General features: G+C 72.1%; 23 protein-coding genes and 1 tRNA gene. 18 read left to right on the forward strand and 6 right to left on the reverse strand.

Annotated elements, in window-relative coordinates; all coding sequences use genetic code 11:
• The first annotated feature begins 7 nt into the window (after positions 1-7).
• From SFY69_11345 to SFY69_11365, 5 genes are read left to right on the forward strand one after another with little or no spacing between them, the layout of a single operon-like run.
• The gene (locus tag SFY69_11345; protein ID MDX2132634.1) at positions 8-409 is read left to right on the forward strand and encodes a DUF503 domain-containing protein; all 402 of its coding nucleotides are present in this window, start codon (positions 8-10) and stop codon (positions 407-409) included.
• On the forward strand, positions 406-795 hold the full coding sequence (gene rbfA / locus SFY69_11350) for a 30S ribosome-binding factor RbfA (protein ID MDX2132635.1): 390 nt from the start codon (positions 406-408) through the stop codon (positions 793-795). The genes SFY69_11345 and rbfA overlap by 4 nt, the downstream gene beginning before the upstream one ends.
• A complete protein-coding gene (locus SFY69_11355) occupies positions 792-1,574 on the forward strand; it encodes a hypothetical protein (protein MDX2132636.1) in 783 nt (260 codons plus the stop codon). The genes rbfA and SFY69_11355 overlap by 4 nt, the downstream gene beginning before the upstream one ends.
• A 5-nt stretch (positions 1,575-1,579) precedes the next feature.
• Positions 1,580-5,188 carry a tetratricopeptide repeat protein gene (locus SFY69_11360; GenBank protein ID MDX2132637.1) on the forward strand — a complete coding sequence of 1,203 codons (3,609 nt, stop codon included), beginning with the start codon at positions 1,580-1,582 and terminating at the stop codon, positions 5,186-5,188.
• A gap of 2 nt (positions 5,189-5,190) precedes the next feature.
• Positions 5,191-5,949 carry a YebC/PmpR family DNA-binding transcriptional regulator gene (locus SFY69_11365; GenBank protein MDX2132638.1) on the forward strand — a complete coding sequence of 253 codons (759 nt, stop codon included), beginning with the start codon at positions 5,191-5,193 and terminating at the stop codon, positions 5,947-5,949.
• Here the strand turns inward: SFY69_11365 and SFY69_11370 are convergent.
• Positions 5,936-6,676 (reverse strand): hypothetical protein, encoded by a 741-nt coding sequence (locus SFY69_11370; protein ID MDX2132639.1) that lies wholly within the window; start codon positions 6,674-6,676, stop codon positions 5,936-5,938. The two genes, SFY69_11365 and SFY69_11370, sit on opposite strands and share 14 nt — an antisense overlap.
• A 117-nt stretch (positions 6,677-6,793) precedes the next feature.
• Between SFY69_11370 and nth the strand changes: the two genes are divergently transcribed.
• Positions 6,794-7,630 carry an endonuclease III gene (nth, locus tag SFY69_11375; protein MDX2132640.1) on the forward strand — a complete coding sequence of 279 codons (837 nt, stop codon included), beginning with the start codon at positions 6,794-6,796 and terminating at the stop codon, positions 7,628-7,630.
• A 2-nt stretch (positions 7,631-7,632) separates the two neighbouring features.
• Here the strand turns inward: nth and SFY69_11380 are convergent.
• A tRNA-Arg gene (locus SFY69_11380) sits at positions 7,633-7,706 on the reverse strand.
• A gap of 100 nt (positions 7,707-7,806) precedes the next feature.
• Between SFY69_11380 and SFY69_11385 the strand changes: the two genes are divergently transcribed.
• From SFY69_11385 to SFY69_11400, 4 genes are all read left to right on the forward strand, one after another.
• Entirely contained in the window at positions 7,807-9,072 is a 1,266-nt protein-coding gene (locus tag SFY69_11385; protein ID MDX2132641.1) for a hypothetical protein, read from the forward strand.
• Positions 9,073-9,240: 168 nt separating this feature from the next.
• A complete protein-coding gene (locus SFY69_11390; GenBank protein ID MDX2132642.1) occupies positions 9,241-11,475 on the forward strand; it encodes a S41 family peptidase in 2,235 nt (744 codons plus the stop codon).
• Between the two features lie 76 nt (positions 11,476-11,551).
• The gene (locus SFY69_11395; GenBank protein ID MDX2132643.1) at positions 11,552-11,971 is read left to right on the forward strand and encodes a hypothetical protein; all 420 of its coding nucleotides are present in this window, start codon (positions 11,552-11,554) and stop codon (positions 11,969-11,971) included.
• Positions 11,972-12,043: 72 nt separating this feature from the next.
• Positions 12,044-12,334: a hypothetical protein gene (locus SFY69_11400; GenBank protein ID MDX2132644.1), complete on the forward strand. Its 291-nt coding sequence runs from the start codon at positions 12,044-12,046 to the stop codon at positions 12,332-12,334.
• Positions 12,335-12,350: 16 nt separating this feature from the next.
• Here the strand turns inward: SFY69_11400 and SFY69_11405 are convergent, their stop codons facing one another.
• From SFY69_11405 to SFY69_11415, 3 genes are all read right to left on the reverse strand, one after another.
• Complete coding sequence (locus SFY69_11405; GenBank protein MDX2132645.1) at positions 12,351-13,703, reverse strand: pyruvate dehydrogenase complex dihydrolipoamide acetyltransferase; 1,353 nt, start codon at positions 13,701-13,703, stop codon at positions 12,351-12,353.
• 96 nt (positions 13,704-13,799) lie between these two features.
• A complete protein-coding gene (locus SFY69_11410) occupies positions 13,800-14,723 on the reverse strand; it encodes a hypothetical protein (protein ID MDX2132646.1) in 924 nt (307 codons plus the stop codon).
• 74 nt (positions 14,724-14,797) lie between these two features.
• Positions 14,798-15,844 (reverse strand): pyruvate dehydrogenase complex E1 component subunit beta, encoded by a 1,047-nt coding sequence (locus tag SFY69_11415; GenBank protein MDX2132647.1) that lies wholly within the window; start codon positions 15,842-15,844, stop codon positions 14,798-14,800.
• 244 nt (positions 15,845-16,088) lie between these two features.
• On the opposite strand from SFY69_11415, the gene SFY69_11420 reads away from it, so the two are divergent.
• The 8 genes from SFY69_11420 (at position 16,089) to SFY69_11455 (ending at position 23,482) form a co-directional block, all read left to right on the forward strand.
• Positions 16,089-16,649 carry a hypothetical protein gene (locus tag SFY69_11420; GenBank protein MDX2132648.1) on the forward strand — a complete coding sequence of 187 codons (561 nt, stop codon included), beginning with the start codon at positions 16,089-16,091 and terminating at the stop codon, positions 16,647-16,649.
• A 20-nt stretch (positions 16,650-16,669) separates the two neighbouring features.
• Positions 16,670-18,193, forward strand: coding sequence for an exodeoxyribonuclease VII large subunit (gene xseA / locus SFY69_11425; GenBank protein MDX2132649.1), 1,524 nt, complete (start codon positions 16,670-16,672; stop codon positions 18,191-18,193).
• 23 nt (positions 18,194-18,216) lie between these two features.
• Positions 18,217-18,507: an exodeoxyribonuclease VII small subunit gene (gene xseB, locus SFY69_11430; GenBank protein ID MDX2132650.1), complete on the forward strand. Its 291-nt coding sequence runs from the start codon at positions 18,217-18,219 to the stop codon at positions 18,505-18,507.
• Positions 18,504-19,919, forward strand: coding sequence for a prepilin peptidase (locus SFY69_11435; protein MDX2132651.1), 1,416 nt, complete (start codon positions 18,504-18,506; stop codon positions 19,917-19,919). The genes xseB and SFY69_11435 overlap by 4 nt, the downstream gene beginning before the upstream one ends.
• A 189-nt stretch (positions 19,920-20,108) precedes the next feature.
• Positions 20,109-20,747, forward strand: a complete 639-nt coding sequence (locus SFY69_11440; protein ID MDX2132652.1) for an OmpA family protein — start codon at positions 20,109-20,111, stop codon at positions 20,745-20,747.
• 233 nt (positions 20,748-20,980) lie between these two features.
• Positions 20,981-21,925 carry a fasciclin domain-containing protein gene (locus SFY69_11445; GenBank protein ID MDX2132653.1) on the forward strand — a complete coding sequence of 315 codons (945 nt, stop codon included), beginning with the start codon at positions 20,981-20,983 and terminating at the stop codon, positions 21,923-21,925.
• A gap of 178 nt (positions 21,926-22,103) precedes the next feature.
• The gene (locus SFY69_11450) at positions 22,104-22,688 is read left to right on the forward strand and encodes a sigma-70 family RNA polymerase sigma factor (GenBank protein MDX2132654.1); all 585 of its coding nucleotides are present in this window, start codon (positions 22,104-22,106) and stop codon (positions 22,686-22,688) included.
• A gap of 29 nt (positions 22,689-22,717) precedes the next feature.
• Positions 22,718-23,482 (forward strand): anti-sigma factor, encoded by a 765-nt coding sequence (locus tag SFY69_11455; GenBank protein ID MDX2132655.1) that lies wholly within the window; start codon positions 22,718-22,720, stop codon positions 23,480-23,482.
• Positions 23,483-23,498: 16 nt separating this feature from the next.
• On the opposite strand, the gene SFY69_11460 is transcribed toward SFY69_11455, so the two are convergent.
• On the reverse strand, positions 23,499-23,720 hold the full coding sequence (locus SFY69_11460; GenBank protein MDX2132656.1) for a hypothetical protein: 222 nt from the start codon (positions 23,718-23,720) through the stop codon (positions 23,499-23,501).
• Positions 23,721-23,850: the final 130 nt, after the last annotated feature.

Raw genomic sequence — 23,850 nt, forward strand, 5'->3', positions numbered from 1 at the left:
CGGGGCCATGGTCATCGGCATCCTCCAGTTCGAGCTGCTCATCCCCGGGGCGACGTCCATCAAGGACAAGCGCCGCGTGGTCAGCTCCCTCAAGGACCGCCTGCACCGCGAGCACCAGGTGTCGGTGGCCGAGGTCGGGCTCCAGGATTCCATGAGCGCCTCGCGCCTCGCGCTCGCGATGGTCGGCACCGACGGCCGCTACGTCGGGCAGGTGCTCGACCGCATCACCGCCAAGCTCCGCGCCCTGCACGACGCCGAGCTGGGCGACTGCGCGCGCGAGGTGCTGCGCGACCCGCAGGGTGAGGCGGCGAGCGAAGGCGGCGCCGACGAGCCCGCCGTTTGGCCTCAGGATCCGCAGCTCGCCTCCGAGATGCTCCGCCGCGGAGAGAGCGCGGGGGACCACCCGTGACGAACCGGCACACGGAGCAACTGACGGCGGCGATCGACCGCGCGGTGCGCGAGGTGCTCGCCCGGGGCCTGCAGGACCCGCGGGTGTCGGGGCTCATCACCGTCACCGAGGTCCGGCTGTCGCCCGACCTGCGCGAGGCCGACATCGGCGTCACGGTGCTGCCCCTGGAGAAAGAGCCCCTCACGCTGCACGGGCTGCAGAGCGCCGCGGCGCACATCCGCCGGGAGGTCGGTGATCTGGTCCACACGCGCCAGATGCCGGTTCTACGCTTCCGCGCGGACCACACGGTGCGCAAGCAGGCGGCCCTGCTGCGAGATCTGGACCGGGCTCGCGCGGACCTGGAGGCCCGCGAGCGCGGGTCGTCCGGGGAGGAGGCGACGTCGTGACACCCCCCGAGCAGAGTTCGCGCCGGCTCGCGTCGCTCGTCAAGAAACTGCGCGCCGCCGCTCCCGAGCCCGCGCCCGCGGACGAGACGGAGGTCATCCCCGGCGCCGAGGGCGGGGTGCAGCGCGTCATTCAGTCGCTCCTGCTCTGGGAAGCGTCGAGCGCGCAGGCACGCCAGGGCCTCCGCCGCCTGCGCGAGGGCTTCGTCGACGTCAACGAGCTGCGCGTGAGCATGGCCGACGAGATCGCGTCGGTGCTGGGAGAGAAGTACCCGCTCGTCGCCGAGCGTGCGGCCCGGCTGCGCCTGGTGCTGCAGGACGTCTACCGCCGGCACTGCGCCATGACACTGGCCCCGCTCGCCCAGCTCGGGAAGCGCGAGGCCCGCGCCGTGCTGGAGGGCTTCGAGGGCATGCCCGTCTACGCCGCGGCCCGAGTCTCGCTGCTGGAGTTCGGCGGGCACGGCGTGCCGTGCGACGAACGACTGCGGGCGCTGCTGGCACGCGAGGGCGTCCTCGACGAGGCAACCGGCGTCGAGGCCGCGTCGAGCTGGCTGGAGCGGCAGGTCCGGGCCGAGGACTCGCTGGAGACCCACCGGGTGCTGCAGGCGTGGTCCGACGAAGAAGGCGCCGCGCCGCGGCGCGACCGACGGCCCGCGCCAACGTCGAGCACCGCGACGGCCGCCCCCGCGAAGCGTCCGAAGAGGCGGGCACCATCGAAGACCAAGGGCAGGGGCGAGCCGGCGGCTCGCCGCGCGGGCGGGAAGACTCGCTCGGGGGGCTGACGCGCATGAGCACGGGCCGCACCAGGCGATGGCTGAGCGGGGTGGCGTGCGCCGCGGTGCGCGGCACGTGCATCACGGGCGCCGGCGTCGGGCTGCTCCTCACGCTCGCGCCGGGCGGATGCGCCGCGCGCGGCGCACGCGGCGTGGACGGCGCCGGTGACGCATCGCAAGCGCCCGCGGCCCCGTACCGCCCGTTGCGCGACCTCGCATCCCGCCAGGCTGCCAAGCCCGATGCCAGGGCGATCGGCGCGCCGGCTCTCCCCGGGCTCTCGGGCGAGGCGCGACCGACGCCCGCGCCGGACGACCCTCGCGCGCGGCTTGATGTCGACGCGGCGCTGGCCTCGCTCACCCCGTTGCCTGTGGTTGAGCCGTCGCCCGACGCGGAACCGCCCGACCCGCGCGCAGTGTCGCTGTACATCGCGGCGCGCGCGAAGATGCTCGAGGGCCGCGCGGCGGAGGCGCTCCGCGACCTGGAAGCCGCGGCGCGCGAAGATCCTCGCGCGAGCGCCGTCTGGCGCGAGCAGGGTGAGGCGCTGCTCGCCCTCGGCCGGCGCGCCTCCGCGATGCAGGCGTTCCGTCGCGCGGTGGACCTGGGCCTGCGCGAGCCCCGCACGCTCTGGCTGGTGGGACGCGAGGAGATCCGCGCCGGGCGAGACGAGGCGGGGGCGGCGTGCTTCGCGGCGGCCCGAAGCATGTCACGCGGGCCGGTCGTCACGATCGACCTGGGCGAAGCGCTCGGGCGGCTGGGGTTCCTCCGCGCGTCGCGCGATGTGCTGGAAGAGGGTCTGCAGAACCTCCGCCCGCCCACCGGGCCGACGCGGGACATCGCCGAACTTGGCGCGATCTTCCGCCGGCGCGGCGAACTCTGGATGCGTGTGGTGGACCTCTCGCTCGCGCTGGGCGAAGAAGATCGCGCGACGCGCGCGCTCGACGCGGCCGCGGACGCGCCGGGCGTCGACCAGTCGGGCGTGCTCGCGCGGCGCGTCGATGCGCTGCTGCGCGCCGGCAAGTCGGCGCAGGCGGCGCTGCTGGTGCTGGGCGGGCTCGTGGACGACGACGGACGGGTGAACACGCACGCCACCCCGCTGCTGGCGTTCATCGCGCGCGAAACGAGCGCGGGCCCGGCGCTGGGAGAGTCCGCGCCCGACGCGCTGCGACTGCTGGGCGGGCGGGGCACCCCCACCACCGCAGGCCAGGTCGCGCGGGCGGTTGCGGCGGCGCTTCCCGAGCAAGAAGCCCGGCGGGTGCTGGAAGCACACCTCGCGAGCGGCACCGAGGACGTGAGTTCGGTGCGTGCGCTGCTCGATCTCTACGCCGACGCGGCCGACGGCGCACGGGCGCTCGCGCAGGCGGCGCGGGCGCGCCCGCTGGGGGCCGCGACCATCGCCGACGGGCTGATGCAGCACGGGCGCAACCTCGACGAGATCGTGGCGGCGCTGGGGAAGAGCCGCGACCCCGCGGGCGTGCTGCTCGCGGCGGTGTCGAACACGAAGCTCTCGCGCCCGCAGGAGGCGCTGCGTCTGCTCGCGTCGGGGCGCCCGGACGAGGCGCTCGATGCCGCGTGGGAGGCGGCTCGGGCTGGCGCGGCGATCGACGCGGGCGACGATGCGGCGCGGGATGCCGCACTCGCCTCGCTCGCGAGCCTCGCGGCGACGGGGCGCGACGACGCCGCCATCGCGTACGCCACCTCGCTGGCCGGCGCGGGGCGATGGGACGAAGCGCTTCGCGCGCTGCACCCTGTGCTGCGCGAGGCGGCGGATCACCCGGTGGGGCTTTTGCTCCTGGGGGCCGAACTGCACGCGAGATCGGGCGACGTCGCCGGCGCCGAGGCGCTGGTGCGGCGTGCGGTCGCCGCCGACCGGTACGACGAGCGCGGGTACGAGGCGTTGCTGGCGTTTCATAGCCGCGAGGGAACACGCCCCGACGAGCGGGCGCTGGCGGAGGCTGCCCGCGCGCTGCGCGATGCGCTGCCCGACAGCCGCGTGGCGCGGCTGATCGCGGCCCGCGAACTCGCCTCGCGGGCGCTCTGGCCGCAGGCGGATGCGGCGCTGCGGGGTCTCATGCCGCCCGACGGCGAGGACCCCGTCGCGCTCGGGCTGCTGGTGTCGGTGTGGGAGGAGAGCGTCAAGTCCGGGCCGGAGCTCGCGACGTCCGGGCGCGAGTGGCTGCGGGCGCGTCTGGCGTCTCGCCCGCGTGCGCCGTCGCTGGTGATCGCGGCGGCACGGGTCGACTCGGCGCTCGGGGACGGGGCGGGCGCCGAGGCCAGCCTCGCGTCGTTCGCGGAGGCGTGGCCGATGGGCGAAGTGCTCCGCACGCGCGAGCAGATCGTGCGGGGGGTGCTGCAAGACCCGGAGCGTGCCGACGAACTCGCCATGCAGCGCCTCGCGCGGGGCCCGCGCACGTTCGACGCCGGGCTCGAACTCGCGGAACTGCACCTGCGGCGCGGGCGGGCGCGCGAGGCGGCCGACGCGCTGGAGCGCGCGATGCCCGAGGGCTTCCGCCCGACGGAGGCGCAGTCCTCACGGGTGCTGGCGCTGCTCGGGTCGCTGCGTGCGGAGGTGCTGGGCACGCGGGCACCGGACGCGGACCGGATGTTCGAGCTCGCGCTCGCGCGGGGCGTAGCGCTGTCGCCCCAACTGCAGATCACGCGCGTGATGCTCATCGCCGCGGGCGCGCCCGACGACACGCAGCGGTTGATCGACGCGATCGACGAGGCCGGCTCGACGGACGCGGAACTGAAGTTGGGCGCGGTGGCGCGGGTGGCGAGGGTGTTGGCGGATCTCGAGCGGCCGGGCCCGGTGCTGCGCTTTCTGCCGCGGGCCGCGGGCCTGTTCACGCCGGTGAACATCGAACTGCTGTTCGAGTGGTTCCGCCTGACGGTGGTGCGGGGGACGGCGGAGGACGTGCGTCGGTTCGTCGACGAGGCGGACCCGGGCGTGATGTTCGACGTGCTCGAGCAGGTCGAGGTCGAGGTCGATCGTCCGGATGATCCGGCGCTGTACCGCGGGGCCCTGGCGTACTACCTGGGCGTGAATCTCAGTTCGCTCGAGCGGACGCCCGAGGCGATCGCGGCGTACCGGCGCGCGCTGGAACTCGACCCGTCGCACGCCTGGACGATGAACAACCTCGGGTACGTGCTGCTCGAGACCGGGGGCGACATCGCCGAGTGCGAGCGGCTGATCGAGCGCGCGCACGAACTGCTGCCGGGCGAGCACAACGTGACGGACTCGCTGGCCTGGGTTCGGTACCTGCGGGGGCACCTGGAGGATCGGCCCGATGCGCCCGGGGCGGTCTCGCTGCTGCGCCGGGCGGTCGAGGAAGAGGGCGGGGACGACAACCCGACCATTCTCGATCATTACGCGGACGCGTTGTGGCGTGTCGGGCGCCGGGCCGACGCGCTCGTCCGGTGGCGGCAGTCGCGCCAGATCCTCGACCTGCTGGCGGCCCAGGCCGACGCGCAGCGCCGCCCGGGGACGGCCGACAACCCGGTGATGTCGCGCCTGCGGACGGATCGCGACCGCGTGCGCGAGAAGATCGAGGCGGCGGAGAACGGGCGTGAGCCGGGCGTCGCGCCGATGACGCACGCGCCGGGCGTGCAGGGCGGGAAGGAGTAGCGGTGGCCGGGCACAACAAGTGGAGCAAGGTGAAGCACCGCAAGGCGGTGGTGGACAAGCGCCGCTCGAAGGTGTGGAGCAAGGTCTCGCGCGCGATCATCGTCGCCGCGCGTCACGGCGGGGGCGACCCGAACTTCAATCTGCCCCTGCGCTACGCCATCGACGAGGCGCGGTACGCCAACATGCCGCGCGATGTCATCGACCGGGCGGTGCAGAAGGGCGCGGGCGGCGGCGACATGTCGGCCTACGAGAACGTGCGGTACGAGGGGTACGCCCCCGGGGGCGTGGCGGTCATCATCGACGCCCTGACGGACAACCGCACCCGCACCGCGACCGACGTGCGCAACGCCTTCAACGACAACGGGGGCAACCTCGGCACGGGCGGGTGCGTGGCGTACCTGTTCGCGGCGCGGGGGCGCATCGGCGTCAAGGCCGCGGGCGTGACGGAGGATGCGATCGTCGAGGCCTCGCTGCAGGCGGGGGCGCTCGACGTGCTCTCGCCCGACGACGCGGGCGACGAGGACGCCGAGTGGACGGTGCTCACCGACGTGCCCGCGTACCACTCGGTGCGCGACGCGCTGGAGAAGGGCGGGTTCACGCTGGGCGAGTGCGAGCTGGGCATGCTGCCCGAGCAGTGGATCGCCGTCCGGGGCGAGCATGCGAAGCAGGTCATGGACCTAGTCGAGCAGCTCGAAGACCTCGACGACGTGCAGAAGGTCTACACCAACGCCGAGATCGCCGACGAGCCTACGGAGCGCTGAGCGTCTGCGCCGCAGCCGCGGGCTCGCGCAGGTGCCGCACATCGACGACGAGCGGGCCCTCGAACGAGCGTGCCGACAGCGCGCCCTCGTACAGCAGCACGTCCAGGCGCCCATCGCCCGCGGGCACGCGTCCGGCGGCCGAAAGATCGCTCAGGCGCGCGGTGGCGGGTGTCCCGGCCAGCGTCGTCACGCCTTGCACCGGGTCGGCGCCCGCGCCGAGCATCGACGCGGGGTCGATGCCGATGGCGAGCGACGCGTCGGGCCGCGCGGGCCACGCGTGGTCGGCAAGGCGTACGCCCCGACGCTCGGCCGCCATGCCCAGCGAACGGGCCACGTCCGCCGTCGCGCCCGGCGACACCTGGATGCAGACCACCGGCGGCGGCGTGCCCGCCAGCGCGCCCAACTCGGACGCGAGATCGATGGCGTCGGTCACGGCCTCGCACGCACGCTGCACGTGCGCGCCGGATGCGAAGTGCTCGGGCGGGATCCAGAGGTCAAGCCCGGCGGGAAGAAGCGAGAGCCGGCGCAGCACCGCCGCCAGGTCGCGCCGCGCGGATCGCGAGAGATCGCGGGCGCGCGTGTCGGGCGACGCCGCGTCGAGGTGGACCGACCGGTAGGCGAGCGAGGCGGCCCACGCGAGCGCGTCGCGCGTACCGCCCGACCACGGATGCCCGGGCGTGCGGGGCAGGCCGGCGATGGAGAGCGCTCGCGGCGTGCGGTTGATCATCGGCGGAACGGTACACCGCGGGTTCCGCGGGGTCGCATTCAACCCGCGCGTTCGACGGAGGACGGGCGTCCGGGGCTCGGCCCCAACGCGCGCAAACTGGGCCCGTACGCTGGTCGCGTGGGCACGCCGCCGAAGCCGCCGTCCGCCGACGACCTGCCGTTCGACCTGCCGCGGGTGACGCGCGCGCAGCGGGCGCGGGCGGCGCGCCTGGGCGAGATGTTGCGACGGTCGTACCCGGACGCGCACTGCGAACTCCGGTACACGACGCCGCACGAACTGCTCGTGGCGACGATTCTCTCGGCGCAGAGCACCGACGCGGGCGTGAACCGGGCGACGCCCGCGCTGTTCGAGCGTTTCCCGACGCCGGCGGACTACGCCCGCGCGACGCCCGAGGAGATCGAGCCGTACATCCGGTCGCTGGGGTTCTTCCGCAACAAGGCGCAGGCGGTGCACCGGTCGATGACGGACGTCGTCGGGCGCTTTGGTGGCGAGGTGCCGCGGACGATGGGCGAACTGCTGACGCTGCACGGGGTGGCGCGCAAGACGGCGAACGTGGTGCTGGGGAACGCGTACGGGGTGCAGGCCGGGATCCCGGTCGACACGCACGTGGAGCGATTGTCGGTGCGGCTGGGGCTGGTGAAAGCGGGCACGACGACGCAGATGATCGAACGCCACCTGATGGCGCTCTTCCCGCGCGAGACGTGGTGCGACCTCTCGCATCAGATCATCTGGCACGGGAGGCGGGCGTGCAAGGCGCGGATGGCGTGCTGCTCGGGGCACGACATCTGCCGCGAGTTCGGGCGGGCGTGCGAACTGCCCCGGGGCGGCAAGGCGGCCCCCACCGTCACCGACGCGTCGGAAACCCCGACGGATGCCGCCGGCCAGGCGCCGGGCCCCGTGAAGCAGCCCGCTCGGAAGGCGGGCGCCCTCAAGCGGCCCGGCAGAAAAGCCTGAAACGTGCTCGGCGGGAGTCGAACCTGCAACCTTCGGCTTCGGAGGCCGACGCTCTATCCAGTTGAGCTACGAGCACTCGGATGTCGCCCTGCGGCGGTTGAGCTTACCTCCGTCGATCCTACGCTCTTGCCCCTGAGCCCGCCACGCGGAGACGGCGACACCCGCCGAGTGGACACATGACAGCCGACGTTCGCACCACCGCCCGGACCACCCCCGCGTGGACGGCCAACACCTTCACGTTCGTCAACAGCCTGGGCACGTACGTCGTCACCAGCAGCGGGCTCTACTTCCTCACGAAGAACGGCTACGGCTTCACCGACCAGGGCAACTCGCTCCTGGGCGTCGTGCTGGGCATCACGTACATCTTCGGCGCGCTCGGGGCGGCGCGCGTGCGCCCGGCGCTGGCGGGCGCCCTCGGCGGCTTTACGCCCCGCGCGATGCTCGGCTCGCTCATGGTGCTCATGGGCGGGGCGTGCCTGCTGCCCGTAGTCGCCAAGTTCATCGGCGGCGACGCCGACCCGCCCTCCACCTGGCCCATCTGGACGCTCGTGCTGCTGTACAGCTCGCTCTCCGGCATGCTCTGGCCGGTGGTCGAGAGCTACATCTCGGGCGGGAAGAGCGCCGGCGATCTCCGCCGCGCGATGGGGTTCTGGAATGTCGTCTGGTCCGCCGCGGGCGTGGTGTCGACGATTGTCGTCGCCCCGATGGTGGAGACGGCCCCGGCTCTGGCGATCGCGCTGGTCAGCCTCATGCACGCCGGCGCTCTCGTGCTGCTGCCCAGGTTCGCCCCCGAGCCCGCGCCCCACCTCGACGGCGCCCACGAGCCTCACCCGCCGGTGTACGCCCACCTGCTGTTCACCTTCCGACTGCTGCTGCCCATGAGCTACGTCGTGATGGCGGCGTTGGGGCCCTACCTGCCCCGGGCGGCCGAACGCGTCGAGATCCCCGGGGCGTGGCAGGCATTCATCCCCATCGCGTGGCTGCTGCCGCGCGTCCTCACGTTCGAGGTCATGCGCCGCTGGGAGAGGTGGCACGGGCGGTGGTACCTGCCGATCGCGGGCGGGTGCCTGCTGGTGGGGTCGTTCGCGCTCACCCTCGGCTCGGCGTGGTTCGCGCCGGGCATAGACGCGGCGGTGCTCCTCGCCGGGCTCCTGGGCTTCGGGGTCGCGCTGGGCGTCATTTACACCGCGGCGATCTACTACGCCATGGAAGTGGGTCAGGCCGAGGTGAACGCCGGGGGCACGCACGAGGCGCTCATCGGCGTGGGGTACACCATCGGCCCGGCGTTCGGCCTGGCCGCCCTGCTGGCCGAGGAGCACGGGCTTCTGCGGGTCGGGCAGGGCGAGGCGCTGGTCATGGGCGCGGTGTTCGTGCTCGCCCTCGCCACCGCGGGCGTGGTCGCCAGGCACGTGGCCCGCGTCTCGGGGCGCTCGGAACGGTAGAAACAGGGCCTCCCGCGCCGCGGGAACGGCTTTGACCGAACCGCACGCCTGGAACGGTCCTATATCATGCTGGACGGAAGTCTCTCCGGCGCGCATCTGCATGATGCGGGCGTGTCGGCCGATGACCGCCCCGCGAACGTCGGCCGCGCCGACGCCTGGAGAGAACGTATGACGCGAGTCGCCGGTCGTTTGGTCGCTGTGGGCGTGCTTGCGGTCGGTTCGCTCCTCCCCTCCTTCGGTTCGACGTGCCTGGCGCAGGCCAACCAGTCCTTCCGGGCGGCCCCGCCGGTTGAGTCCCGCGAGATCTGGCGGCTGGCGTCGGTCGGCGACGAAGCAGGCTTCTCCGACCTCCTCGAGCGCCTCGCCGAGATGCCCCAGGAAGGCCTCCCGCGCCACGCGTCCACGCTGGTCGAGCACTACGCCGACCGCGAGTCCACCCGCGCGGTGCGCCTGGGCGAAGTCCGCGAGGAGTTCGCCAAGGCCCTGGACGAAGGGGGCGAGGACCTGTCCCTCGCCAAGGCCCTGCGCGCCGCGATCGAGTGGCACACGCTCACGCCCGATGACGCCAAGGCGAGCGTGCTCGCCGAGCCGCGCGTGCAGACGCTCGTCACGCGAGCGGCCTCGGCGGGGCGAGCGGCCGAGTCGCGCGGGGACGTGCTCGTCGCGGGCGAGCTGTTCGTGCTGCTCGACCTGCTGAACGAAACTTCCGGCACCTACAAGGCCGACGTGCGGCGCGTCGCCCAGCGTCAGGAGATGCTCCGCCTGTACCTGCCCAAGCGCATGTACGACCTGCGCGAGGCGCGCAGCAAGGCCGACGGCGGCAAGCCCATCCCGCCCTACAACCCGTTCGGCGACGACTGGAAGGTGAAGCTCGACCAGGTGGACACGGTGACGGTGGAGCGGGCGCTGGCGTACACGCAGCGTCACATCGAACGCCGCCCGGTGACGGAACTGCTCGCCGCGGGGCTCGAGGCCGTGCGGACGATGATCACCACCGACGACCTGTCGGAGGTCTTCCCGGGCATCAACGACGCGCCGGCCCGGGCGCGGATGCTGGCGTACCTCGACGCCGAGGCGAAGCGGCTGTCGCTGAAGGCGGGCGCGGGCGCGAACGAGATCGACCTGGTGGTCGACCGCCTGATCGACGAGAACGACGCGAGCGTGCGCGTCGATCGGCGGGCGCTGCTGCACGAGTTCGGCAACGGCGCGATGGCGCGCCTCGACGAGTTCTCGCAGATCATCTGGCCCGACGAGGTCCGGCGCTTCAAGAAGAGCACGGAGGGACGCTTCGTCGGCGTGGGCATCCAGATCGAGTACGACGAGATCCAGAACATCCGCGTGGTGACGCCCCTGGAGGGCACCCCCGCCCAGCGCGCGGGCGTGCACCCGGGCGACATCATCACCAAGGTCGACGACCGTGTGATCTTCGGGCTCTCGCTCGACCAGGCGGTCGACGTCATCACCGGGCCCGTCAACACCAACGTCAAGCTCACCATCGAGCGCACCGCCGAGGAGCCCGACGAGACCGGCGAGAAGCCCAAGTCCACGCTCGAGTTCACCCTGCGCCGCAGCATCATCAGCGTGCCGACGGTGAAGGGCTGGACGCGCGACGGCGTGCAGGAAGACGCCTGGGACTGGTTCATCGACCGCGACGCCCGCATCGGGTACATCCGCCTCTCGCAGTTCTCCGACTCCACCACCGCCGAGCTCGACCGCGCGATCGGCGACCTGAAGCGGGGCGGGGTCCGCGGGGTGATCCTCGACCTGCGCTTCAACCCCGGCGGGCTGCTCGAGCAGGCCGTCACCGTCTCGCAGCGGTTCCTCGACATCGAGAACGGCTACATCGTCATGACGCAGGGCGCCTCCGGGCGCATCGAATCGCCCGAGTACACGTCCCCGTCGCGCGCCACGATGGCGGGCGTCCCGCTGGTCGTGCTCGTGAACGAGGGCTCGGCGAGCGCCAGCGAGATCGTCTCGGGCGCCATCTCCACGTACGCCTCGCAGGGAAAGGCCGACGCGATCGTGCTCGGCGCCCGCAGCTACGGCAAGGGCAGCGTCCAGAACGTCTGGCCCCTCACCTCGTCGGCCATCCTGAAGCTCACGACGGCGTACTACATGCTGCCCGACCGGCGGATCATCCACCGCCGCCCGGGCGCGGAAGCCTGGGGCATCGAGCCGAACCTCTCGGTGGAGATGCTGCCCAAGCAGACGAGCGACGCCATTCTGCTGCGCCGGAACGCCGACATCGTGCCGCTCGATGAGAAGGGCGCCGCCCAGCGGGCCGAGCCCGCCCCGGACCCCAACGACCTGCTCGCCAAGGGGCTGGACCTGCAGCTCGAGACCGCCCTGTTCGTGCTGCGTGCCCGTGCCCACGAGGGCGTGATCGTGCAGAACGAGCGGTAGTCCGCGAACTGACTGGTGGAACCTATAGATCTAGTGATATCATCTGCAGCACCTCCGGAGGACGGCGAAGAAAGCGATGATGCTCGGGTTTTCCGTGCTCATATTGGCGATGAGTGCGTCCTCGGCGCTGGAGAAGAATCCGGCCGCGGCCCCCGCGTGCCCGCCGTGGTCAATGATTGTCGATCCCGCCGAGGGAATGGCGACCGACCTCGACGCGTCGTTCCGGTTTGCTGAACTGCGCGTCGCTCGCCGGAGCGCGGTTGATCCGGGGCCCCGCGAGCGACGGCTCGTCGTCGGCCTGAGCGTCTTGCGGCCGGCAGCGGTGTTGCTCGTAGGAGACCCGGTCGTTGTGACCGCACGGACGGACAACGGCCGGAAGATCGAGTGTGTGGCGGAGTTCTCACGGGACGCCACCGACATCAGCCTGATCATCGAAGGACTGCCGAAGGATGTGCGGTGGGTGTCGTTCGACACGTCCGTAAGTTGCATCGCCTAAGCGGAGTCGTCGGAAGAGTTTTCGTTTGTCAGGGCTGATTGGACCCCGCTGTTCCAGAACACCCCGCCCGGAATGACACCGGTCTCGCGGGTCACGATGGACGGCGGGCGCGCCGCGATTGAGGTCAGGCCGTCGTCGACGGTCTGGGATGTTCTCGGCGACAGCTGCAACATGTGGGCGCGCTCGAACAAAGGTCAGAAAGTTCGCGTCCGGGGCATCTCCAGCGATCAAACGAGCGCCTATCTCACCTTCGATGAAGAACTCGGGCAAAGCACGGTTCTGTGGTACACGCCGAAGCGTGAGCGGGTGAAGTGCTCGGTCACGATCCGGCTGGACCGTGTGGACGTGCCGCGCGACGAGTGATCGGAAACGTCGCTCTCTACACCAGCAGCGTCGCGGGCTTCTCGAGCAGTTCCCTGACCGTCGCGAGGTACTGGGCGGCCATCGCCCCGTCGACCACGCGGTGGTCGCTGCTCATCGTCATGCTCATGACGTGCCCGACGACGACCTGACCCTTGCGCACCACCGGGCGTTCCATCGCCGCGCCCACCGCGAGGATCGCGACGTTGGGCGGGTTGATGATCGCGGTGAAGTGCGAGACGCCGAACATGCCGAGGTTCGAGATCGTGAACGTGGTGTCGCTCATCTCGTCGGGCGCCAGGCCCTTGGTGCGGGCCTTCTCGCTCAGGCGCTTGCTCTCGCCCGAGATCTGGCGAAGCCCGATGGAATCGGCCTTCCGCACCGTGCCCACGACCAGCCCGCCCCCGCGCTCCATCGGCAGGGCGATCGCGATGCCGACGTTGACGTCGGCCAACTTCTGGATGGCCGCCTGCCCGTTCTGCATCACCCAGCGGCTGTTCACGAACGGGTGCTGGTGCATCGCCAGCGCACACGCACGCACCAGGAAATCGTTCACGCTCAGCTTCACGCCCTGGCTCTCGAGCTGCTCGTTGAGCTGTGCGCGAAGCGTGAGCAGCGCGTCCATGTCCACCTCGACCGTCACCTGGTAGTGCGGGATGGTGGTCTTGCTCTCCACGAGGCGCTCGGCGATCACCCGGCGCATGTTCGACAGCGGGACCAGTTCGCCCGAGAGCCCCGCGCCGGGCGCCGTCGGCGGGCCCTGGGGCGCGGTCGCCGGTGCGCTCTTCGCGCCGGTGGCCGGCGGCGGCGCCGCGCGGTCGTCGGCACGGGCGGGGGCGCTCGCGCCCTGCCCGATGGCGTCCTCGACGTCCTTGCGGACGATGCGGCCTCCCGGGCCGCTGCCACGCACGCGGGCAAGGTCGACCCCGCTCTCCGCCGCGACCTTGCGCGCGAGGGGCGAGGCGAAGATCCGCTCGCGCGGCGTGTCGTGCGGCGCGTGCTGGCCGTTGGAAGGCGCGGCGGGAGCGCCGTGGGACGGTGCGTCGCTCGGGGCCTGCGCGGGCGCGTCGTTCTGTGCGGGGGCCGCGGCGGCGCCCTTGCCGGCTCCGGCCTTCACCGTGTTCACGTCCTCGCCCTTCGACGCGAGCACCATGATGAGCGTGCCGACGGGCACCTGCTGCCCTGCGGCGACGGCGAGCGACGCGACGGTGCCGTCGTCGAACGTCTGGAGCTCCATGGTCGCCTTGTCGGTCTCGATGTCGGCGATGACATCACCGGACTTGACCTGCTGCCCTTCCTTCACGTTCCACTTGACGATGGTGCCCTGCTGCATGGTGTCGGACAGGCGAGGCATGGTCACGGTGATCGGCATTCGCGGGCTCCGTCGGGTGCGGTCGATGATACGCGGGCGCATCGCGACGACGACGGCACAGGGCCGCACGCCGCGGGGCCGGCGGATGCGTGGGGATCAGCGCCGGCGGCGCGCCGCGTGCAGGAGCGCGAGGCCCAGCATCGCCGCCGGGCCGGGCGCGGGCACGACACCGATGAACTGATCCAGCGAGCGCGTCACCTCGCGGAGCGTGATCATCGTCGCCTGCGTGCCCACCCCGACGTTGAGCTGGCTGCCGACGTGCACGTGCCCGGACATCACCATCCGGAACGGATCGCTCGGGTCGTTGTGCGCGTCGCGGTGCCGGGCGGCCAGGTACGGCAGGTAGCCGGACAGGAACGCCCCGCCGTAGTCGAACGTGTCGGGGGTCGCCGGGTTGTACGCCGGGATGAACGGGTTGATCTGGCTCGCGGGAAGGGCCGCGGCGACGGCGTCGCGGATCGCGGTCATCGGCAGGGTCGACACCCGCACGTCGCCGATGGGGATGCCCGCCAGCGCCTCGGTGGGGTACCGGTTGCCGAAGTAGTCCTGCGTGTAGGTGGGGATCGTGCGCCCGGGCACTTGCGCCTCGCCCGGCAGACGGAACCGCTGGTACGCCGGCTCCATCTCCCAGCCGATCGTCGTGTTGGCGCGGCTGAAGGACACCACCGCGACGGGCCTGAGCTCGTCGATCAGGCGGGCGAGGTCCGCGGCGGTGTCCTGGTAGTCGACCTCGAAGTCACCGGTGCCGCGCGGGTTGGTGCCCGTGCCGCCCGGGAACTCGGGGAAGTACGCCTTGATGTCGTACCCGCGTCCTTCCCAGTTCGAGCCGATCCACGAGCCGGGGTTCTGCGCGGGGTTCGGGCTGAAGGGGCGCAGCATCTCGTTGGTCGGGGGCCAGTAGCCGGTCACGAGGATGGTGCGCCGTTCGGCGCCCCAACTGGGCGCTTCGATCGCGTGGGGGCCTTGCGCCGCGGCGCTCGCGGAGCACACAACGGTGGCGAACAGGAACGCTCGGCGCATGGCGGAAGGTCTCCCTGGCTGCGAAAGTCTCTGCCGGCACAGAGGATACACGCCTCGTCAAGCCCCCGGGCCGATCACCCGACCACGCGGCGCACCGCCGCCATGATCTTGTCCTTGTTCGGCAGGTAGGCGTATTCGAGGTTCTTGGCGTAGGGCGTGGGCACGTCCTCGGTGTTGACGCGGACGGGCGGGTGGTCGAGCCAGTCGAAGCAGCGTTCGCAGACCTGGGTCACGACCTCGCTGGCGACGCTGGCGAAGGGCCACGACTGATCAACGACGACGATGCGCCCGGTCTTCTTGACGCTGGCGATGATCGAGTCGATGTCGAGCGGCCGGATGGTGCGCATGTCGAGAACGTCGGCTTCGATGCCGTCCTTCGCGAGTTCCTCGGCGGCCTCCATGCAGAAGTGCACCGGGCGCCCGAACGAGACCAGGGTGCAGTGCTCGCCCTCGCGCGCCAGGCGCGCCTGGCCGAAGGGGATGTAGTACTCCTCGGCGGGGACGTGGGCCTTGTCGCCGAGCATGCGCTCGCTCTCGAGGAAGAAGACCGGGTCCATCTCGCGCAGGGCGGTCTTGAGCAGGCCCTTGGCGTCGTAGGGGTTGCTGGGGATGACGATCTTGACGCCCGGCACGTTGCTGTAGAGCCCCTCGACGCACCAGGAGTGCGTGGAGCCCAACTGCCCGCCCGCGCCGTCGTTCCCGCGGAAGACGACCGGGCAGCCCCACTGCCCGCCGCTCATGTACAGCATCTTCGGCACGTTGTTCAGGATCTGGTCCGCCGCGACGAGCGAGAACGACCACGACATGAACTCGATCACGGGCTTGAGCCCGTACATGGCGGCCCCCACCGCCAGCCCCGCGAAGCCGTTCTCGCTGATGGGCGCATCGATGATCCGCAGGGGCCCGAACTCGTCGAGCATCCCCTGGCTCACCTTGTACGCGCCGTTGTACTGCGCGACCTCTTCGCCCATCAGGAACATGCGCGGGTCACGCCGCATCTCCTCGCTCAGCGCCTCGCGCAGCGCTTCGCGGAACTGGATCACGCGATCGCCCTCGCGCGGCGGCAACTCGCCGAACTCGGGCAACTGGATGGGAGGCAACTCAATCTTGGCGGTGGTCATGCGCGGTGGTATCCGGAAAATGTTCGGTATTCGTGCGTCCCTCATGCTAGCCCGTGCGCCGCCCGCTTGGCGCCCCCCGCGCCCGCGCGTCCGCGTGCACGTCCCATACTCCGCGCCCGCGCGCGAGTTGCGCGGCGCGGGGCGGGTTATTCCGTGTGTGCGGCTTGCACCGCGTGGAGGGCGTGTCATGGTGGTACGGGGCCGCCGCTGCGTGTCGGGGCCCCTCCACCTCCGGGGGAACGCCATGCTCGAAGTGCTCGCCATCGCCGCCGCCGTCCACGCCATGCAGCCCGTGCAGCCCGGGTACCTGAACCGCTACCAGGGCACGCGGAACATCGCCGGGTGCCCGATCGTGCCGGAGATCAACGGGCGCGTGTGGGAGAGCGATCACGCCGGGCACGACACGTGCGAGACGCCCGGGGCCGCCGCGTACGGCGCGCACGACGACGGCCAGACGGTGTACGCCCGGGTCGGCGAACTGACGATCGGCATCAGCCCGTGGCAGCGCTGGAACGACGAGTCGTTCCCGATGCACGAGGCCGCCCGTCAGCAGTGGCTGAAGGAGCAGGGCTACACCGGGGGCGTGCGGACGTTCGTGAACGACCTGTCGCACGCCGAGGGTCACGTGACGCAGCCGCGCGAGATCCGCCCGCACTTCATCATCCCCGTGCCGGAAGACGCGGTCCGCTTCCGCTCGCGGATGGAAGTGAACGCCGAGCAGGTGCGCAAGGCCCTGCACCGTCTGGGCGCGATGCGCGTCGCGACGACCGTGGTGCGCACGGGCGGCGTGGCCGACGCGCGGTAGCCTCGCCCTAGCATCGGGCGGTGTCCCGACTGCCGTTCGATCCCGCGAAGATGCAGGGGCCCGCAACGCCCGCGCCGCAGCCCGCGCCGGCGCCGGCGGGCGTGTCTCCGCCGCTCACCGTCTCGCAGTTGTGCGCGCGCGTGAAGGGCGCGCTCGACGCCGGTTTCCCGGCCTCGGTGCGCGTCGCGGGCGAGGTCAGCGGGTTCTCGGATCGCACGCACTGGTACTTCGCGCTCAAGGACGCCGAGGGGCTCATCAACTGCGTGATGTTCGCGTCGGCGTCTCGCCGGGCGGGCTTCACGCCCGCGACCGGAACGCAAGTGGTCGCGACAGGCCGGGTGGACTTCTACGCCCCCGCGGGCAAGGTCACGCTGCTGGTCGAGAAGTTGGAGCCCGTCGGCGCGGGCGCCCGCGAGGTGGCCTTCCGGGCGCTCGTGGACGAGGCCCGCGCGCTGGGCTGGCTCGACCCATCCCGCAAGCGCGCGCTGCCGATCATGCCGCGGCGGGTGGGCATCGTGACCAGCGCGACCGGGGCCGCCTTGCAGGACGTGCTCGTCACCATGCGCCGGCGGTGCGCGGGCGTCGAGGTGCTGGTGCTCGACATCCGGGTGCAGGGCGAGCGGGCGGCGCCAGAGGCGGCCCGCGCGATCGATTACCTCGGACGCGAGGCGGTGCGACTCGGGCTCGATGCCCTGCTGGTGACGCGGGGCGGGGGCTCGCCGGATGACCTCTGGGCGTTCAACGAGCGCGTGGTCGCGGACGCGATCGTGAAGTGCCCGATCCCGGTTGTCGCGGCGATCGGGCACGAGACCGACACGACGCTCGCCGAACTCGTCGCCGACGAGCGCGCCGCCACGCCCACGCAGGCGGCGATGCGCCTGACGCCCGACGCGGGGGCGCTCGGGCGCGAGGTGCGGGCGATCTCTTCGCGCCTGACGCTGCTCGCGGGGCGCGTGCTCTCCAACGAGCGGACGCGCGTGCGCCACGCGGCGCAGTCGCTCGGCACCGGAGCCCGCGCGGGGCTGCTGCGCCGGGCGGCGCGCCTCGATGATCTGGGCGCCCGCCTCGCCCGCCGTTCCCCCGCGGCGACCCAGGCCCGGGCGCTCGCCCGCGTCGACGCCGCCCTGCGTGCGCTCGGCGGGGCCGCCCGCGAGGCGCTCGCCCGGGCGAACTGCGAGCGCACGCTGGGCCTGCTCGAGGACGCGATCGACCGCCGGCTCGAGCGCGCCGCCGACACGCTCGACCGCACGAGCCGGCACCTGGAGGGCGTCGGCCCGCTCCGCGTGCTGGAGCGCGGGTACTCCGTGACCATGACCGGCGACGGGCGCGTGGTGCGGGCGCCGTCGGACGTGCAGATGGGCGCCCCGCTGCTCACCCGGGTGGCGCAGGGCGTGGTGCGGTCGGTGGTGCTGGACGCGTCGGCCCCGCCGCCGATGGCGCCGGCGCCCGCCGCGCCCCGGCGTTCGCGTCGCGGGCGAAAGGCGTCTCCGACAGACGGCCCCGGGCTGTTCGAGAGCGCCCCCCTGTCCGATCCCGCGCCGTAGGCGGGCGCTACGCTGGGCGCGTCGTGGCACCCCCGAAGAAATCCGGTCCGGGCGCGGCGTCAGAGCCCGAGGGCAGCGGCGCCCCCGCGCCCACGTACGAACAGGCGATCGCTCGCCTGGAGGACATCGTGCGCCGTATCGAATCCGGCGAGGCCGGGCTGGAAGAGTCCATCCGCCTGTACGAGGAGGGCGTGGCGCTGGGGCAGCGATGCCGCGAGATCCTGGCGCGGGCCGAGCAGCGGGTCGAGCAGGTGTCGCGCGAGGCGGCCGGCCTCGACAGCCCGCCCGCGCCGGGCGCCGAGGGCGGGGCATGACCCACGCGACGCTGGGGGCTTCGGAGTGGATCTTGTGGGTGGCGCCGATCGTGACGGCGTTGTGGGTGGGCGCGTTCGGGGCCTGCGTGGGGTCGCTCGTCAACGTGCTGGTGTACCGCCTGCCGCTGGGGCTCGACGTGGTCGCTCCGACGTCCCGCTGCCCCAACTGCGAGACCAAGCTGACGTGGCGCGAGAACATCCCGATCTTCGGCTGGCTGATGCTGCGCGGGAAGTGCCGCTTCTGCCGCTCGCCCATCTCGCCCGAGTACCCGATCGTCGAGACGTTCACGGCGTGCCTGTGGATGCTCGTGTTCCTGGCGTTGTACGCCGAGCAGGGGCGGTTCCTGGGCGTGCCGGTCGGGGTGCTGGGGCCGACATGGGGCGATTCGGGGTTCGTCGCGACGTGGCCGAGTTTCGTCGTCGTCGTCGGGCTGTTCTCGTGCCTGATCGCGGTGACGCTGATCGACGCCCGGACCTTTCACATCCCCATGTCGCTCATGGTGTTTCCCGTGGTGCTGGGATTGCTGGCCCATGGCGGGCACGCGCTGTGGATCGAGTACGGCGGGCGGGGCACGCTCCCGCGAACCTCGCCCGGCTGGACATGGACGATCCCCACGCCGTCCGCCGAGAGCTGGCGGCTGATCGGGGCGGCGTTCGGCGGGGCGATCGGGGTCGTGGTGTCGAACGTGCTGCTCGCTACGGGCGTGATCAAGCGGTCGTTCGCGGACTACGACGACTGGGTGAAAGCCGCCGAGGCCGAGGGCAAGGCGGCGGCGGCGGAGGGCGCCGGGGCGACACCGGACGCCGGCGTGCCGGCGCCGGGCCCGGATGGGGCGCCGACCGGCGGCGAGCCCGTGCCGGCCGACAGCCCGGAGATGTGGACCCGCTACCCGCACGCGCGCCGTGAGATGATCCGCGAGTTGGTCTTCCTGGGACCGATCGTCGCGCTGGCGTTGGCCGGGTCGCTGCTGGCGTACCGGCTGGCGGGCCCCTGGGCGTTCGACCCGGTGGAGTTCGTGGAGCGTCCGAGCGTGCAGGCGCCGCTGTGGGTGACGGTGCTCGCCGGGGTGTGCCTGGGGTACCTCGTCGGGGGCGGGGCGGTGTGGGCGATGCGCCTGTTCGGCAGCCTGGCGTTCGGGAAAGAGGCGATGGGGCTGGGCGACGTGCACCTGATGGCGGCGGTCGGCGCGTGCGTCGGGTGGATCGACTCGGTGCTGGGGCTGTTCGGGGCGGCGTTCGTCGGGCTGGCGTGGGCGATCCTGGGGCGGGTGTTCTCCGGCGTGTTCCAGCGGCACATGCCGTTCGGGCCGTACCTGGCCATCGCGACCGTGCTGATCTGGTTCGCGAAGCCGTGGGTCAGCCAGGCGGTGGCGCTGCTGTCGCCGGCAAGGCCGGCGCTGACGATCCCGTAGCGGGGAGGCGTGGCGAGTGAGCGGGCGGAACGTTGTCAATTGCGCGCCGTTTTTACGCCGGGCGCGCACGGATCGTCGATACCCTTCGCGCGTCCGAGGCGGCGGGGTTCGCCCGGACGAAGTCGCACGCGGCGGCCGGCGCGGGAGCCGGAGGCGCGGCGGGGCCACCAGAAAATGGAAGGATCGAACATGATTCGGCGCGGAGGGATCGTGACGTCGCTGCTGCTGCTGGGTGGCGCCGTGCTGCTCGGTGGGTGCAACAAGTCGGGCAAGCAGATCGAGCTTGCGCAGCAGGAGGCCGCGGAACTCCGGGAGAAGAACGCGGCCCTGGAAGCGCAGCTCGGCGAGCGCAACACGCGGATCGCGGACCTGGAGGGTCGCCTGGCCGCCGCGACGGCGGCGCCGCCGCCGGTCGACACGGGGTGGGAACGCCCCGCGTCGGGGCGCTCGTCGCGCACGAGCGACGGGGGCGGGTCGTTCGACCGCAGCGGACGCGCGACGATCAGCGGCGACGTGCTGTTTGATTCCGGGCAGGTGACGATCAAGTCGTCGGCGCGGAGCCAGCTGGACCGGATCGCGGCGGACATCCAGCGTCAGTACGGGGATGCGGATGTTCGCGTCGAGGGGTACACGGACACCGACCCGATCCGCAAGAGCAAGTGGGGTTCGAACGAGGCGCTGAGCCAGGCGCGGGCCGACGCGGTGCGGGATTACCTGATCCGCAAGGGCGTGTCGAGTTCGCGGATCTCGTCGGTGGGCATGGGCTCGGCGAGCCCGAAGGCGACCAAGGCCGCCAGCCGGCGCGTCGAGGTCGTGATCCTGCGGTAATCACCGTCGGAACGACCAATCGCCGGCGGATACGACACGGTTCATTCAGCACCCCGGGGCTCTGACGCCCGGGGTGTTGTATTTGGCGGTGACGTCGCCGATTGAATCCGGGCGGGAGGGGTGCTCGAAATGCTCGGCGTCGGGGGCCGCGGCGCGTCGCCGCGACGAAACCCCGAAGACCACGGCGGGAGGCGTCCGCGCCCGGATGCCCCGCCTATCCGGAAAGGTGCAGCATGAACCGTGTGAACGTGTGCGGAATCGCGTTTTCTCTCGTCGCCCTTCCCTCGCTGGCGTTCGCGCAGTGCGGGGGTTCGACGGCGGAGGCCCCCGGGGCGAACATCGTGATGGCCTCGCACGAGCAGGCGGGGGACATCGTGGACACGGCGGTCGGCGCCGGGAAGTTCAACACGCTCGTGGCCCTCGTGAAGGCGGCGGGCCTGGTCGACACGCTGAAGGGCCCGGGCCCGTTCACCGTGTTCGCCCCGACCGACGAGGCGTTCGCGAAGATCCCCGCCGCGACGCGTGAGTCGCTGCTGAAGCCGGAGAACAAAGCGCTGCTGACCTCGATCCTCACGTACCACGTGGTGCCGGGCAAGGTCATGGCCAAGGACGTCAAGACCGGCGCCGCCGGCACGGTGAACGGGCAGCGCGTGGACCTGGTGGCCAAGGACGGGAAGGTCACCGTCGACGGGGCGACGGTCACCGCCGCCGACGTGGGCGCGACCAACGGCGTCATCCACGTGATCGACACGGTGATCATGCCCTCGACCGACACGGTCGTGCAGACGGCGGTCAAGAACGGCAACTTCAAGACGCTCGCGTCGCTGCTGGAGAAGACCGGGCTGGTGGGCGCCCTGAACGGCGCCGGGCCCTTCACGGTCTTCGCCCCCACGGACGAGGCCTTCGCCAAGCTCGGCCCGGCCAAGCTCGCTGAGCTGGCCAAGCCGGAGAGCGCCGAGACGCTCAAGAAGATCCTGACGTACCACGTTGTGCAGGGCCGCGTCTTCTCGCCCGAGGTCGCCAAGGGCTGGACCGGCTCGACGCTGGCGGGCCCCGAGCTGGTCAGCAAGTCGGCGGGCGGCAAGGTCACTGTGAGCGGCGCGACCGTCACCGCGACGGACATCGACGCCTCGAACGGGGTGATCCACGTCATCGACACGGTGCTCCTGCCGAAGTAAACAGCGTTCATCCGCACCCGGTGCGCTGCCGCGCACCGGGTGTCTTTGCGGGGGTCGAGCCCCGGCGGACGCCGGGTGTGGAGGGCGGGTGGGCACTGCGGAAGCGACAATGCGCGACACGCGTGCGACGAGGTGGGGAATCGGGGAGTATCATCCGGTCCGCCCCACGGCGCCGCGCATGAACCGCGCCGCGCCGCGCCGGGCATCACCCGTGCCGGACCTTCTTCTCCATCGAGTGTGCGAGGGCGATAACCAGGCCGTCCGCGAGTGCATCTCGCGGTACGGCGGGCTCGTGTGGACGCTCGCGCGTCGCGCGGGCATCCCCGAGTCTGACATCGAAGAGGCCGTCCAGGAGATCTTCGCCGAGATCTGGCGGAGTGGTTCTCGGTACGACCCGACCATCGCGTCGGAGACGGCGTTCATCGCCACGATCGCGCGTCGCCGCCTCATCGACCGGCGCCGGCGCGCCGGAAGGCGTCCGGCGACGCAGGCGATCGGCGATGAACCGTCGATCGAAGCACGCCCCGCGCCGCTGCCCGAACTGGGGGAAGAGGCCGCCACCGCCGCCCGGGCGCTCGAGAGCCTGAGCCCGGAGCAGCAACGCGTGCTTCGTCTATCTGTGTACGAAGGGCTCTCGCACGAGTTGATCTCGCGCACGACCGGGCTCCCGCTGGGCACGGTGAAGACGCACGCCCGGCGCGGGCTGATGCGCCTTCGCGAGATGTTGGGCGTGGAGCCGCCGCCCGGGGGGGCGAGCGCATGAACGCCTCGCGGATTCCATCCGATGAGCGCGTGCAAGACCTCCTCGCCGAGCGCGCCGGGGCGGGCCTCTCGCCAGCCGAACAGGCCGAGCTGGATGGGCACTGCCGCCGGCTCGGGCTGCGCCCCCCGCCCGACGACCTCGACCTCGCCGCGGCGTCGCTCGAACTGGCGTACCTGCGGCGCGACGACATGGTCGGCATGCCGCCGGACGTGCTGGCACGCCTGATCGCCAAGGGCGACGCGTACTGCGCCGCGGTGCGCCCGGGTCCCATCCCGTTCCCCACGCCCGCGCGGGCGCCCGACACCGCCCGCACGCTCAAGTTGTTCCCGTGGGTCGCGGCGGCGGCGATCGTCATCGCATCCGTGGCGTGGCTTACGCGGCCCGCGATGACCCCCGCGGCACCCTCGCCCGACATCGTGGCGCAGCTCGCGAGCGCGTCCGACGCCATCACGCTGCCCTGGAGCCCCTGGTCCGACGGCGAGGTGACTTCCGAATGCCCCGCCGCCACGGGGCGGGTCGTTTGGAGCGAGTCGCTCCAGCGCGGCTACATGATCTTCGACCGCCTACCCCCGCTTCCGGGCGCGCAGTACCAGCTCTGGATCGTCGATTCCCGCGGCATGGGACAACGCATCAGCGGCGGGGTCTTCGACGGCGCGGGCGGGCCGCAGGTCGTGCCGATCACGCCGGGCATCGCCGTGCAAGGGGCGGCGGCGTTCGCCGTCACGATCGAGGCGCCCGGCGGGACCTGGGTCTCCGACATGTCTCGCCGCGCGGTGATCGCGTCAAAGGGCTGAGCAGCGACTCGTTCGCTCACCCGCGCCCGCACGAGCCGGGCGCCTTCCCGCACGCGCACGACGAGGTGTGGACGTGCGAGCCCCCGGCCGCGGCGAACACGGACAGCCGACGCGTGAACACGCGTCCGCGCCCCTCGGGATCGGGGACCGGATCGTCGGCCTGGGCGACGCTGCGGAGCAGCTCGATGACGACGGGCGGCTTGCCGGGCTCGGTGTGGACGTACTCGTACAGAGGCATGCGCGCGGACCTCCTGAACCGGGGAGAGTGTAGTTCTCGCCCCTGCCCGCACACGCGGCGCACCCGGCGCAGGACGATCGGCCTGGCCGGAATGACTGGTCTGCGCCGCACCGCCGTGTCAACCGTCAGA

This window comes from Planctomycetota bacterium (genome assembly GCA_033763975.1).
Taxonomy (GTDB): domain Bacteria; phylum Planctomycetota; class Phycisphaerae; order Phycisphaerales; family UBA1924; genus RI-211.

Excerpts from the sequence above, each read along its gene's own strand:
- SFY69_11345 (MDX2132634.1), top strand. The coding sequence starts at position 8 with ATGGTCATCGGCATCCTCCAGTTCGAGCTGCTCATCCCCGGGGCGACG.
- SFY69_11360 (MDX2132637.1), top strand. The coding sequence starts at position 1,580 with ATGAGCACGGGCCGCACCAGGCGATGGCTGAGCGGGGTGGCGTGCGCC.
- SFY69_11370 (MDX2132639.1), bottom strand. The coding sequence starts at position 6,676 with ATGATCAACCGCACGCCGCGAGCGCTCTCCATCGCCGGCCTGCCCCGC.
- SFY69_11385 (MDX2132641.1), top strand. The coding sequence starts at position 7,807 with ATGACAGCCGACGTTCGCACCACCGCCCGGACCACCCCCGCGTGGACG.
- SFY69_11390 (MDX2132642.1), top strand. The coding sequence starts at position 9,241 with ATGACGCGAGTCGCCGGTCGTTTGGTCGCTGTGGGCGTGCTTGCGGTC.
- SFY69_11395 (MDX2132643.1), top strand. The coding sequence starts at position 11,552 with ATGATGCTCGGGTTTTCCGTGCTCATATTGGCGATGAGTGCGTCCTCG.
- SFY69_11400 (MDX2132644.1), top strand. The coding sequence starts at position 12,044 with ATGACACCGGTCTCGCGGGTCACGATGGACGGCGGGCGCGCCGCGATT.
- SFY69_11405 (MDX2132645.1), bottom strand. The coding sequence starts at position 13,703 with ATGCCGATCACCGTGACCATGCCTCGCCTGTCCGACACCATGCAGCAG.
- SFY69_11410 (MDX2132646.1), bottom strand. The coding sequence starts at position 14,723 with ATGCGCCGAGCGTTCCTGTTCGCCACCGTTGTGTGCTCCGCGAGCGCC.
- SFY69_11415 (MDX2132647.1), bottom strand. The coding sequence starts at position 15,844 with ATGACCACCGCCAAGATTGAGTTGCCTCCCATCCAGTTGCCCGAGTTC.
- SFY69_11420 (MDX2132648.1), top strand. The coding sequence starts at position 16,089 with ATGCTCGAAGTGCTCGCCATCGCCGCCGCCGTCCACGCCATGCAGCCC.
- SFY69_11435 (MDX2132651.1), top strand. The coding sequence starts at position 18,504 with ATGACCCACGCGACGCTGGGGGCTTCGGAGTGGATCTTGTGGGTGGCG.
- SFY69_11440 (MDX2132652.1), top strand. The coding sequence starts at position 20,109 with ATGATTCGGCGCGGAGGGATCGTGACGTCGCTGCTGCTGCTGGGTGGC.
- SFY69_11445 (MDX2132653.1), top strand. The coding sequence starts at position 20,981 with ATGAACCGTGTGAACGTGTGCGGAATCGCGTTTTCTCTCGTCGCCCTT.
- SFY69_11450 (MDX2132654.1), top strand. The coding sequence starts at position 22,104 with ATGAACCGCGCCGCGCCGCGCCGGGCATCACCCGTGCCGGACCTTCTT.
- SFY69_11460 (MDX2132656.1), bottom strand. The coding sequence starts at position 23,720 with ATGCCTCTGTACGAGTACGTCCACACCGAGCCCGGCAAGCCGCCCGTC.